This is a genomic window from Streptomyces sp. NBC_01549, from assembly GCF_026339955.1.
Lineage (GTDB): Bacteria > Actinomycetota > Actinomycetes > Streptomycetales > Streptomycetaceae > Streptomyces.
On the sequence record NZ_JAPEPW010000004.1, the window covers coordinates 411,321 to 423,514 of the forward strand.

Consider the following 12,194-nt stretch of genomic DNA (forward strand, 5'->3'; position numbering starts at 1 on the left):
GGTCACCGGCGGCGGAGCGATTTCAGGGATCGGGACGATGGCAGACAGAGACAAGAAGAGCGTAGCCGCCGAGGTCCGCGAGTTCCTGAGCACCCGGCGTGCGCGGATCACCCCCGAGCAGGCCGGACTGCCGGTCTACGGCGGCAACCGCCGCGTTGCGGGCCTGCGCCGGGAGGAGGTCGCGCTGCTCGCGGGTATGAGCGTCGACTACTACGTCCGCCTCGAGCGCGGGAACCTCTCCGGCGCCTCGGATTCGGTACTGGACTCCCTCGCGCACGCACTGCAACTGGACGAGGCCGAACGCACCCACCTCTACGACCTGGCCCGGGCGGCGACACCCTCGGGCCGGCGCCCCGCGGCGACCGCGTCCCGGGTGCGGCCCACGATCCTGCGCCTGCTCGACTCGATGACCGACATTCCGGCGTACGTGCGCAACGCGCGCTTCGACATCCTGGCCGCGAACACGCTGGGCCGTGCACTGTACGCACCCCTCTTCGACTCGCCGCTGTTCGCCCAGCGCGGCCCGGTCAACAGCGCCCGCTTCCTGTTCCTGGACCCCGCGAGCAAGGATTTCTGGGTCGACTGGGACAAGGGGGCCGACGACGCGGTCGCGTTCCTGCGCATCGAGACCGGCCGGGCGCCCCACGACAAGGCGCTGACCGATCTAATCGGGGAGCTGACGACCAAGAGCGGCGACTTCGCCCGCCGGTGGGCGCACCACGACGTGAAGTTCCACCGCTCCGGAGTGAAGAACCTGCACCACCCGGTGGTCGGCGATCTCGCACTGCCCTACGAGGCGATGGAGTTGCCGGCCGATCCCGGCCTTCGCCTCAACTTCTACACGCCCGAACCGGACTCCCCGGCGGGGGAGGCTCTGGGCCTCCTCGCCAGTTGGGCGAGCGCCGGGACCGTCGTCCCGACCGCGAACGACCGATGCCAACTGATGACGGCTGAGCACATCCGCTGAGCACATCCGCTGAGCACATCCAAGGAGAACCACTTCATGCAGTACCGACCGCTCGGCCGCACCGGCGTCCAGGTCAGCCCGCTCTGCCTGGGCGCGATGATGTTCGGCCCCTGGGGCAACGAGGACGAGGCCGACTCGATCCGGATCATCCACCGTGCCCTGGACGCGGGCATCAACTTCGTCGACACCGCGGACGTGTACTCCGCCGGCGTCTCGGAGGAGATCGTCGGCAAGGCCCTCAAGGGCCGCCGCGAGGACGTGTTCCTGGCGACCAAGTTCTTCATGCCGATGGACCAGGACGACCCCAACCAGCGGGGCGGCTCACGGCGCTGGATCATTCGCGAGGTCGAGAACTCCCTGCGCCGGCTCGACACCGACTACATCGACCTCTACCAGGTCCACCGCCCCAGCCCCGACACGGACGTCGCCGAGACCCTCGGCGCCCTCTCCGACCTCGTGCACCAGGGCAAGATCCGCTACATCGGCTCCTCGTCCTACTCCGGCTCCCAGATCGTCGAGGCCCAGTGGGTCTCGCGGGAGCGCCGCCTGGAGCGGTTCGTGACCGAGCAGCCGCCGTACTCGATCCTGGTCCGCGGCGTAGAGGAGGACGTGCTGCCCACCGTGCGCCGCCACGGCATGGGCACCCTCACCTACAGCCCGCTCTCCGGCGGCTGGCTGTCGGGCCGCTACCGCAAGAACGCCACCGAGGGCCCCGCCTCCGCGGCACGCCCCCAGGCCCGCTTCGACATGAGCACCCCCGCCAACCAGCGCAAGCTCGACGCCGTCGAACAGCTCGCGCTCCTGGCGGAGAAGGCGGGTCTCACATTGATCGAGCTGGCCGTCGCCTTCGTCATCCACCACCCCGGCGTCACGGCGGCGATCATCGGACCGCGGACCATGGACCAGTTGGAGGCGTTCCTGCCCGCCGCCGACATCACGCTGTCGTCCGACGTGCTCGACGCCATCGACGAGATCATCGCGCCCGGCGTCACGGTCAACCCGGTCGACAACAGCTACGGCGACTTCGAACTGCGCGCCGACCAGCGACGCCGCTGACGTGTCCCGGACTTTGGCTGCCCGGCTTGCCTGTCGCCGTCGCGCGCACGATCACACTGACCGCTTCGCAGAGGTGCCGGCTGAAGAAGACCGCCCGCGGACACAGGATTCCGTACCGGGCCCGGGCCCAGCCGGGTCCGCTGGTTCCACTACCGCAGGTGCGGGGCGACGTGATCGGCGATCGTCTGGAGGAGTCGCGCGTTGTAGTCGACGCGGAGTTGGTTCGGGATGGTGAGCAAGAGGGTGTCCGCAGCGGCGACGGCCGCGTCGGCGGCGAGTTCCTTCGCGATGACGTCCGGCTCGCCGATGTAGCTGCGGCCGAACCGGGAGACCGCTCCGTCGAGGATTCCAACCTGGTCGCGGCTGCTGGCTGTGTTCCCGTCCCCGAAGTACAGGCGGTCGCTGGTGATCGGCAGGACACTACGGCTGACAGACACGCGCGGTGTGTGTGGCCCGCCGAGCGCCACGTCTCGCGGTAGGTGTCGATCTGCTCGCGCTGGAGCTCGTCGAAGGGTGTTCCGGTGTCCTCGGACAGCAGTGTGCTGCTCATGAGGTTCATGCCCTGCTCGGCGGTCCAGACGGCGCTTGCCCGCGTAGCGGAGCCCCACCAAGATTCGTTGGGTGAGGCCGGGCGAGTGAGGCTCGACCGGAAGCCCTATGGAGGGGCCTGCGACCGGATCGGTTGATGCGACGGGGTGTCCGGCGATGGCGCCGTGCACTCTCGCGGTCGGCGTCCCGCCCTTCGGACACGGCACCACCTCGTGCCGGGTTCGCGCCGACAGGCGGATCACCTCACCCTGGTCCGTCATGTCCTCAACGACCAGTGCCGACAACCCAGAAAGCACGCTCCCCACAAGGGAGTTGACGTCACTCATGCGATGCCGACGATCCCGGTCACGCTTCGCCACCACCGATTACGGGAGCAGAGCGGCGACGGCCTGGTTGATGGCGGCGTGACTACGCGGGTGACGCGCGCTGGGCGGGGCACTCGGCGCGTGCGTCCCCACTGCGAGGCGGTGGTCCGGCGGACCGCGGCGCGCGACCGCCGGTGCCGTGGGGGTTCCTGATGGGATTGCTGATGCATGGTCACGTCTCTCGGATGAGATCCCGCAGTAGGCCGTACCGGGTATCGGCGGGCGGAGGCCGGCGCCGGGCAGGCCCCGAGGCCACGGATAGCCAAGGTGGCAGCGGTGGCGCCGCCAGAGGCCACGGGCGGGAAGGGCGAAGGGCCGTCCTCGGGCGGTGGCGCAGGTGGCGGTCGGGCGATGATGCCCGTAGTCGTGCCTGCGGCGACTGATCCGGAGTCGGTCCGACCACCGCGTGCCCCGATTCCGGCGCGGCAGGCCCCTCGTGGCGGCCGGCTTCCTCGCAGGACCAGATCCGCTTCAGACGGTACCGGCTTTCGCGATCCCAACCTCGATGTCCATGACGACGATGCTCTCCTGACAGCCGTCGGCGCGATGAGTCTGCGAAGAATCAGATACTTCGCTCACGCTGTCAGGATGTCAGACATCGGATCTTCTCACGAGAGATCGCTCCTACATCTAGGAGATGAGGACGAGGTTCCGTACATTCATTGGATGTCTTGAACTCGCCCCTTACTGCTGGAGATTCACGATGCGCAACGCCGTAGCCGCAGGCCTTGTTGCCGCCGCCGCTGCCTGTTTCGGCTTCACCGGTGGCCCACCCGGAGCCGCCGTCCCGCTACCGGACACCTTGCACGTCGCGCCCGACGGGCGTGGTTCGGCCTGCAGTACGCACCAACCCTGCGCCCTGACCACCGCCCGCGACCGCGCGAGAGCCCTGGTCCCGGATGCCACCGGGGATGTCGTGGTCGAACTGCAGGGCGGGACGTACCGGCTCACCGGTCCGTTCCGGCTGGGGCGCCAGGACTCCGGCCGGCCCGGCCATCCGGTGGTATATCGGGCGGCCGCCGGACAGACACCGGTGCTCAGCGGCGCCGCCCGGATCACCGGGTTCTCCCGGGTGGATGCCGCCAAGAACATCTACCGCGCCAAGGTCCCAGCGGGTACGGACGGCCGGGAACTGTTCGTGAACGGGGTACGCGCCGACCGTGCGCGGGGGCCGAGGAGTCCATCCGGGTTCTCGGTGACCGCCACCGGGTTCACCACCAGCGACCCGTCGTACACCTCATGGACCAACCCCGCGCAGGTCGAGGTGGTCGAGAACAACGCCTGGAAGCAGATGCGGTGCCCGCTGGCGTCCATCACCCGCTCCGCCTCCGGCGGTTCCGACCTCACCGTCGACCCGGCCTGCTGGAACAACAACCACACCGCGGTGCCCAACCCGAGTTTTCCGTTCAACGGTGCGGGACTGCCCAGCATGGACGGCATCACGTGGCTGGAGAACGCGCACCAGCTGCTCGGCACCCCTGGCCAGTTCTACCTCGACGACAGCGCAGGCTACCTCTATTACGTGCCCAGGGCCGGCGAGGACCTGGCAACGGCGGACGTCGAACTACCCGTGGCCCCCGAACTGCTCGACGTCTCAGGCACCCCGGGGCACCTGGCACCGGTGAACGACACCGACTGGCGAGCGGTCTACACCGGAAGCTGGGGCCACTCCAGCGGCCGGCACCTCGGTGACCTGGGCGCCGACGTGCACTACACCTCCGCTGACGGCGACGCCGTCAGCTACACCTTCGACGGTACCGGGATCCAGGTCCTGTCAGAGACCAACTCGGACGAAGGCGACGCGGACGTCTACATGGACGGCAAGAAGGTGTCGACGGTCTCCGGCAAGGGTCCCGAGCGTCTCGCCCAGCAGGCCATGGTCTCCGTCACCGGACTGCCCAAGGGCACGCACACGCTGCGCCTGGTCAAGACGAGCGGAGCGTATCTGCTCGTCGACGGTTTCACCGTGATCCCCGATGTGGTCGCGCCCGTACACGACCTCGTCTTCTCCGGACTGACCTTCGCCCACACCACGTGGAACGCCCCTACGGCCGAGGGCTACGTGGACAACCAGGCGGGGGTCATCTGGGATCCGACGACGCGCACGCCGGCGCGTATCCCCGCCGCGGTCCAGGTGCACCGGGGTGCCCGGATCGCCTTCTCCGACGACGTCGTCCAGCACACCGGAACCAGCGGGATCGCCTTGGCCGACCAGACGCAGGACTCCACGGTGAAGGCCAGTTCCGTCACCGACACGTCCGGCATCGGGGTGGCGATCGGCGAGGTGGACGACTACTACCAGACCGAGCCCGCGCTGATGACGAGCGGCAACACCGTGTCCGGCAGCGTCGTGCAGTTCCCCGGCCAGGAGTACCAGGACGCGGTCGGCATCTGGGTCGGGCACAGCAGGTCAACCGTCATCTCGCACAACGATGTCGGCTACACGCCGTACTCCGGCATGTCCATAGGCTGGGGCTGGGGATGGGCGTCGAACTGCACACTGCAGGCCGCACAGGGACTGCCCAACCCGTGCCTGCACGGCACCACCTACGCCGGGGGAAACAAGATCATCGGCAACCACGTGCACAGCGTGATGGGCGCGCTGTTCGACGGCGGCCCGATCTACACTCTCGGCGGCCAGTCCGCAGCCTCGCAGTTCGCCGGAAACGTCCTGTCGGAGTGCATCGACGGTTGCAACATGGTCTACCACGACGAAGGAAGCTCGCTCTGGAACACCCACGACAACGTGGTGCGCTTCAGCAACGGGTCGCTGTGGACAAACCTGTGGACGCCGAGCATCCACGACGACTCGATCCACGACAACTACAGCGACACCGCCGCCTACAACAACAACGGCACCAACATCTCCTTCGAGCAGGCCACCGTGGTGACCGACGGGAACTGGCCGTCGGCGGCGCAGACGATCGTGGACGCTGCGGGTCCCGGCACCATGCCGGGCAAAACAGTCGATGACGACGACCTGCGCGTCTCGTACACCGGCAGTTGGTCGTCGAGCGGGTCCCGCGACGCCGGCGACCTCGACAACGGCGTCCACTACACCCAACACGACGGTGCCGCCGCCACGATCACCTTCACCGGCACCGGGATCAGCTTCCTGACCGAGACCAACTCCGACGAAGGCGACATCGGCATCACCCTGGACGGCGTCTCGAAGAAAACGGTCGGCGCGCACACCGAGCAGAGGCACGCTCAGCAGAGCCTGTACGCGATATCCGGACTGACCGCCGGCCGGCACACCTTGACGGTGACCAAACTCAGCGGCAGCTATCTCCTGGTGGACGGTTTCACGCTGAGCTGATCGCCCTTCAGCGTCACCCGTCGCAGCCGATCACCACTGACCACCGCGGGATCCGCCCCGGACCCGAACGCACAAGCCATCAGCCCGGCTGACTCCGGGTGCCCTGACGCCTGCGTCAGGGCACCCGATCACCGACCGGGAGAAAAGGTGAACCATGCTTGTCACGAAGAGAAGAACGCTCCGGGCCCTGCTGGCGGCGACCGTCGCCGCCGCCGGACTCATGGGAGGCGCGCCTTTCGCCGAAGGGCACTCCGACAACTCCCGTCCGGCCAGGACTCAGTCGCCCGATGCGCGGCGGGTGACGGCATGGGCGCCCAGCATGACGATTGGCGGACCGAACTTCCACGACCAGACCATCCGGATGGTCGCGCACTCCAGCGTTGCGGGAACCGCACTCCGTATCCACCTGTCCAATCTGCGCAGCACCATCCCGCTGACCGTCGGAGCGGTCAGCATCGCCGCACAGGCCGACCGGGCCACGGCGGTCGCTGGATCGCAGCGCGCGGCCACCTTCTCCCACAAGAGGTCCGTGACCATCCCGGCCGGGGCGGAACTGGTCAGCGATCCCGTACCGATGTCCGTCAAGGCCGGCCAGAACGTCCTGGTCAGCATCTACCTGCCGCACGCGACCAGCTCCGCCACCTGGCACTCCGACGCCTTCGACACCAGTTACCTGTCCGTTCCGGGCGACCACACCGCCGACGCGGCGGACGGCAACTACATCGCGGCGACCACCTCCTGGTACTACCTCTCCGGGCTCGACGTGGTCTCGCCCGACGCCCGCGGCACCGTCGTGGCCTTCGGCGACTCCATCACCGACGGCTACAACACCCCGGCAGGGGCGTACCACCGCTGGCCCGACGACCTGGGCCGCCGACTGGCCGGAACCCACCCGATGGGTGTGGTGGACGCCGGTATCGGCGGCAACCGGGTCCTGACCGACGTGCCCAACATCTGGCAGGGCATCAGCGCCACCCGGCGTTTCGCCCACGACGCACTGGGTCAGCCCGGGGTGCGGGACGTGATCCTGCTGGAGGGCATCAACGACATCGGCAACAACGCGGGCCCCGGTGGTGCCCCGCTGACCCCGCAGGATCTGATCAACGGCTACCGAAATCTGATTCAGCAGGCCCATGCCGCCGGCGTCCGGATCATCGGCGGCACCCTCCTTCCCGACAAGGGCGCCGGCTACTACAGCGACTCTGCCGAAGCCATACGCCAGGCGGTCAACACCTGGATCCGGACCAGCGGGGCCTTCGACGGTGTCGTCGACTTCGAGAAGGCCGTCGCCGACCCGGCCGAACCCGGGGCCCTCAGCCCGGCCTTCGATTCCGGAGATCACCTCCACCCGAACGAAGCCGGCATGCAGGCGCTGGCGAACGCCGTCGACCTGTCCCTGCTGAAGTAGGCAGCGCTGAAGTAGGCAGCCGTCTCGCATTGTCGGCCCGGGCCGACCCGCCGCGTCGGCAGCCGCCGGCCCGGGCCGACGCAGCAACGTCCACCGGCCGGCGCAAGGCCGGTGGACGCGGACGGGAATTCCCGACATCCGTGTCGCGCTGACGCTGCGCCGGACTGGTACAGGTTCCCACCTCCGAGCTCGGCCCCGGGCGCTGAAGCATGCCGCATCCCCCAATTGCTCGCCGAGGCACCCCTTCCCGTGTACTCGACGCGGGGTCGTGCACCCAGCCGATCGGGCGGAACCGGAGCTACTGCCGCAGCGGGAGCCGACCAGTCCTGCCGCGTCGGCGGCGGCCGGCCCAAGTGCCGCGGAGCTGGAGGCCACTGCTCGTGAAGGTCAGCGGAAGATGATCGAGTTCAACGCGGCCACACTGCGCTGCACCGTCTGTGCATGCCCGAAGAGACCAGGAAGGCCGCCCGTGTGGAGGAACACGGTGCGTTGATTCGGACGGATCTCGCCCTCGCGTACGGCGGCCATCAGGCCCGCCATGGCCCGCCCGCTGTAAGTGGGGTCCAGGACGATGCCCTCCGCTCGTGCAGTCGTATTCAGGGCTTCCATGACCGGCTCGTGCAGCACTCCGTATCCGGGGCCGACCTGGTCGAGACGGATGCGTAGCGATGCGGCCGTGACGTCGCGACCGGCCACCTGGGTGGACAGCGCGGCGACAACATCGGCCGGTTCCGTCACCGCCCCGCAGTCGACACCGAGCACGCGTTCCTCCCCGAGGGCGCCGATGAGCCCTGCCATGGTCCCACCGGAACCCAGCGCCACGACAACGTGCTCCACATCGGGCACCTGCATGCGGATTTCATCACCGGCTTCAACGTATCCTCGCGCGCCCAGAGGACTCGATCCGCCGAAAGGAATCAAGTAGGGACGCGCACCGCGCTTACGGAGCTGATCGCACACGTCCTCGGCGACAGCGCCCATGGTGCCGGGGTCCGTCTCACCCGACCAGAAGACACTGGCCCCGAAAAGGCTGTCGAGCACAAGGTTTCCGGAGCCGCCCGCCGCGCTGTCGGCCGTCCCGGGAAACACCAGGACCACGTTCATGCCCAGGCGGGCACCGGCAGCCGCCGTCAGACGGGCATGATTGCTCTGCGCCGCACCTGTCGTGACCAGCGTGTCCGCCCCGGTGGCGAGAGCGTCTCCGACCGTCCATTCCAGCTTGCGTACCTTGTTTCCCCCTCCGCCGAGCCCGATCAGGTCGTCCCGCTTGACCCAGAGTTCGTCACCGTTCAGGCCGAGCGCGACCGCCAGGCGAGGCATGGGCTCCATCGGTGTGAGCCACGTCGAGAGGGAATGCTTGGCGCTCATGAATTCTCCAACGAAGACACTCATACGCAATGCGGCGCAAGAGATACGGAAAGGGACATGACGTGCTGGACGATTACAGGACGAACACGGCCGTCACTCTACTTCCCGGGCAGGGGCAGCCGACGTACACCCGCACGAAGCTCGTCGTAGGGTGCCCCTCCGCGCGCGACGGCCTCCCGGTGACATGGGATGGAGGCCAGGTCGCGGTGGATATACGTCACCTCACACCAAAGGCACATGTATCAGTTTCGCTTCATCGCCGGGTGACATACAGAGATACCCTCCCCCAGTACATGTCCCACGTTAGGAAACGTATGCCGCGCCGCAAGATAGGAATCACCTACCGGACGCTGGCCGCGATCGCGCGCGCCATCATGTGGCTGCTGTTCAGACGGGACTGGGCAGGTACACAGCACATCCCCGCAAACGGCGGGTTCATCGCGGCAGTCAACCACAATTCCTACGTCGATCCGGTGGCCTACGGGTATTTCCAGTACACCGCCGGACGCCCGCCGCGCTTCTTCGCGAAGCAGGCTCTGTTCAAGGGTGCGTTCGGGCGGCTCATGCATGCCATGAAGCACATACCTGTCGCCCGTGGAGGGGCGGGAGCGCTGGCGGCTCTGGCAGCAGCGGCCACCGCCGTCCGGGCGGGCGAGGGCGTGGTCTTCTATCCGGAGGGCACGCTCACTCGCGATCCGGAGATGTGGCCCATGGGCGGCAGGACCGGCATCGCACGGGTTGCGCTGGAGACCGGGTGCCCGGTGATCCCCGTTGCCCAGTGGGGCGCCAACCTTCTGTTGCCGCCGTACGGAAAGATGGGCAGGGTCTTCCCCCGCAAGACGCATCAGCTACTGGTGGGACCACCCGTGGACCTGTCCCGCTTCGAAGGCAGGGAGCCGACTCCGGAGGTGTGGCGGGAAGCCACGGAGGAGATCATGGCCGCGATAACGTCCCTGCTGAGCGAGATACGAGGGCTCCCCGCTCCGGCGGTCCCGGTTGCACGACGGACACCGGCGAACCCGGACAACGTCCAGGCGCCGACCGCCTGACCGGCGGGACGCGACACCCGCGCAGCTCACGGCCGTCCGTCCTGGACCTGGGCAGATACAGCTCGCGGTCCACCGGTGGCGGCCCTCGCTTGTGGCGGCGGGTTCACCGTTCCCATCACGTCCCCAAGGTTGCCGATCACGCGGGGAGGTGCCCTGCCCGGGGCGCAGCCCGGCGTTGCAGGTTGTCCCCGCGCTGTCTGGAGAAACTCGCCGCGTATCTCGAGCGGGGTCCGGCCGCGCTCGGCTGGGCGGCGTTCCAGGTGTGCACCGCCGCGAGGACGGCCACGCCGAGCGGCAGGAAGTTCCACGTCAAAGACTCCCGTTGCTCTTGGGTGGAGTGGCGGGATGCGCGGGCGACTCGCTCCGGCTCCAGCGAGGCGGGTCGCCCGCGCGCTTCTGCCGACCCGCGCCCGTCGCCAGGGGTTGCCCGACGGCCGCCGCATGACCCGGGTCCGGAGCCGCCCGAGTTGCGTGCTCACAGAGAGAAAGTTACCGTTACAGATAGTAATGAGTCTGTTGTGTCGCACGAGCGCCTCGGTGCCACGCGATTCCCAGCGGAACGCCGAGCTTGGCACGGTTCACCTGCAGTGCAGCGACTCGGTGTGCGCGGAATCCAGTTCGCGCCCATGAGTAGAAAGCTCATCAAGGAAGCGCTCCCTCCCCACCCTCCGCGACTCCGGCCCCAGGAATGACTGCAGGGAGATCCGTCATGCCCGAATTGCTCCGCTCGTACTCCCGTCGGAAGTTCCTCTCCACGTCGGCCGCCACGGTGTCCGTAGCGGCCACCGGGGCTCTTGGACTGCGCGCCTGGGACGACTCGGCCAAGCCGGCCGCGGCGAGTGAGAGGCAGAGCATCCGCCCCTTCCGCGTGAATATTCCGGAGCGGGACCTGACGGATCTACGCCGCCGGATCATGGCGACACGCTGGCCCGACCGTGAGACGGTCAACGACCAGTCCCAGGGCGTCCAACTCGCCACGATGAAGGAACTCACCCAGTACTGGGGAACGAAGTACAACTGGCGGAACATCGAGGAGACACTCAACTCCCTGCCGCAGTACATAACCGAGATCGACGGACTGGACATACATTTCATCCACGTCCGCTCCCGCCACGCGAACGCCCTGCCGATCATCCTGACCCACGGCTGGCCCGGCTCCATCCTGGAGTTCCTGAAGGTCATCGGACCGCTCAGCGACCCCACGGCCCACGGAGGCCGCGCCGAGGACGCCTTCCACCTCGTCATCCCGTCGATGCCCGGCTACGGCTTCTCGGAGCGGCCGACGACCACCGGGTGGAACCCCGACCGCATCGCGCGCGCCTGGGCGGTATTGATGGATCGCCTGGGATACGACCACTACGTCTCCCAGGGCGGCGACTGGGGCGCCGTGATCTCGGACAAGATGGCCGTACAGAAGCCCCCGGGACTGCTCGGAATCCACGTCAACTTCCCGGCCACCGTCCCCCCGGACATCGCGCAGAAACTCGCCTGCGGCTATCCGGCGCCGGCCGGTCTCGACCCCGACGAGAGGGCCGCGTACAACAAGCTCGCCACCTTCTACAAGACCGGCTCCGGCTACTCGGCGATGATGGTCACCCGGCCGCAGACCGAGGGATACGGGCTCACGGACTCGCCCGCCGGCCTGGCCGCCTGGATGTACGACAAGTTCGCGGCGTGGACGTACAGCGGCGGCCACCCCCAGCGCGTACTGACCAAGGACGAGATGCTCAACGACATCACCCTTTACTGGGTGACGAACACCGCGGTCTCCTCGTCGCGTCTCTACTGGGAGAACAACGCCAACAACTTCAACGCCGTCTCGGTGTCCCTCCCGGCCGCCATCTCGGTGTTCCCGGGCGAGATCTACCAGGCCCCGCGGAGCTGGGCGTCACGCGCATACCACAACCTCTTCTACTACCACAAGGCCCGCAGCGGCGGCCACTTCGCGGCCTGGGAAGTCCCGGGCATCTTCACGGAGGAACTCCGGGCCGCGTTCTCGACACTGCGTCCGCGGAAGACCGCAGGAAAGTAAGCGACCCGCCTATGGAGACACGTCCGTTCGCCGGGTCGGCACGCCCGTTCGCACCACGGTCGGCAGATCAACTCTCTGGAC

At 68.1% G+C, this 12,194-nt stretch carries 9 protein-coding genes; 6 read left to right on the plus strand and 3 right to left on the minus strand.

The genetic code is table 11. From position 1 onward, the window contains the following. The first annotated feature begins 37 nt into the window (after positions 1-37). Both OG819_RS52510 and OG819_RS52515 read left to right on the plus strand, forming a co-directional pair. The gene (locus OG819_RS52510; protein ID WP_266656962.1) at positions 38-967 is read left to right on the plus strand and encodes a helix-turn-helix transcriptional regulator; all 930 of its coding nucleotides are present in this window, start codon (positions 38-40) and stop codon (positions 965-967) included. Between the two features lie 36 nt (positions 968-1,003). Continuing rightward, positions 1,004-2,023, plus strand: a complete 1,020-nt coding sequence (locus OG819_RS52515; protein ID WP_266636167.1) for an aldo/keto reductase — start codon at positions 1,004-1,006, stop codon at positions 2,021-2,023. Between the two features lie 149 nt (positions 2,024-2,172). Here OG819_RS52515 and OG819_RS52520 read toward each other — a convergent pair whose 3' ends face one another. Beyond that, entirely contained in the window at positions 2,173-2,460 is a 288-nt protein-coding gene (locus OG819_RS52520; RefSeq protein ID WP_266636166.1) for a hypothetical protein, read from the minus strand. Positions 2,461-3,640: 1,180 nt separating this feature from the next. Between OG819_RS52520 and OG819_RS52525 the strand changes: the two genes are divergently transcribed. Both OG819_RS52525 and OG819_RS52530 read left to right on the plus strand, forming a co-directional pair. Further along, positions 3,641-6,256, plus strand: coding sequence for a hypothetical protein (locus OG819_RS52525; RefSeq protein WP_266656964.1), 2,616 nt, complete (start codon positions 3,641-3,643; stop codon positions 6,254-6,256). Between the two features lie 154 nt (positions 6,257-6,410). Continuing rightward, a complete protein-coding gene (locus tag OG819_RS52530; RefSeq protein WP_266636162.1) occupies positions 6,411-7,664 on the plus strand; it encodes an SGNH/GDSL hydrolase family protein in 1,254 nt (417 codons plus the stop codon). Between the two features lie 387 nt (positions 7,665-8,051). Here OG819_RS52530 and OG819_RS52535 read toward each other — a convergent pair whose 3' ends face one another. After that, complete coding sequence (locus OG819_RS52535) at positions 8,052-9,032, minus strand: D-cysteine desulfhydrase family protein (protein ID WP_266656966.1); 981 nt, start codon at positions 9,030-9,032, stop codon at positions 8,052-8,054. Between the two features lie 314 nt (positions 9,033-9,346). Here OG819_RS52535 and OG819_RS52540 point away from each other — a divergent pair, with 314 nt between their 5' ends. Then, positions 9,347-10,081 carry a lysophospholipid acyltransferase family protein gene (locus tag OG819_RS52540; protein ID WP_266656968.1) on the plus strand — a complete coding sequence of 245 codons (735 nt, stop codon included), beginning with the start codon at positions 9,347-9,349 and terminating at the stop codon, positions 10,079-10,081. Positions 10,082-10,217: 136 nt separating this feature from the next. Here the strand turns inward: OG819_RS52540 and OG819_RS52545 are convergent, their stop codons facing one another. Beyond that, positions 10,218-10,394 carry a hypothetical protein gene (locus OG819_RS52545; RefSeq protein ID WP_266636156.1) on the minus strand — a complete coding sequence of 59 codons (177 nt, stop codon included), beginning with the start codon at positions 10,392-10,394 and terminating at the stop codon, positions 10,218-10,220. A gap of 396 nt (positions 10,395-10,790) precedes the next feature. Between OG819_RS52545 and OG819_RS52550 the strand changes: the two genes are divergently transcribed. Then, complete coding sequence (locus OG819_RS52550) at positions 10,791-12,113, plus strand: epoxide hydrolase family protein (RefSeq protein ID WP_266636154.1); 1,323 nt, start codon at positions 10,791-10,793, stop codon at positions 12,111-12,113. Positions 12,114-12,194 lie beyond the last annotated feature (81 nt).

Bases quoted from the DNA above. Each gene is read 5' to 3' on its own strand.
- OG819_RS52525 (WP_266656964.1), top strand. From the start codon at position 3,641: ATGCGCAACGCCGTAGCCGCAGGCCTTGTTGCCGCCGCCGCTGCCTGT.
- OG819_RS52515 (WP_266636167.1), top strand. From the start codon at position 1,004: ATGCAGTACCGACCGCTCGGCCGCACCGGCGTCCAGGTCAGCCCGCTC.
- OG819_RS52535 (WP_266656966.1), bottom strand. From the start codon at position 9,032: ATGAGCGCCAAGCATTCCCTCTCGACGTGGCTCACACCGATGGAGCCC.
- OG819_RS52530 (WP_266636162.1), top strand. From the start codon at position 6,411: ATGCTTGTCACGAAGAGAAGAACGCTCCGGGCCCTGCTGGCGGCGACC.
- OG819_RS52510 (WP_266656962.1), top strand. From the start codon at position 38: ATGGCAGACAGAGACAAGAAGAGCGTAGCCGCCGAGGTCCGCGAGTTC.
- OG819_RS52540 (WP_266656968.1), top strand. From the start codon at position 9,347: ATGCCGCGCCGCAAGATAGGAATCACCTACCGGACGCTGGCCGCGATC.
- OG819_RS52550 (WP_266636154.1), top strand. From the start codon at position 10,791: ATGCCCGAATTGCTCCGCTCGTACTCCCGTCGGAAGTTCCTCTCCACG.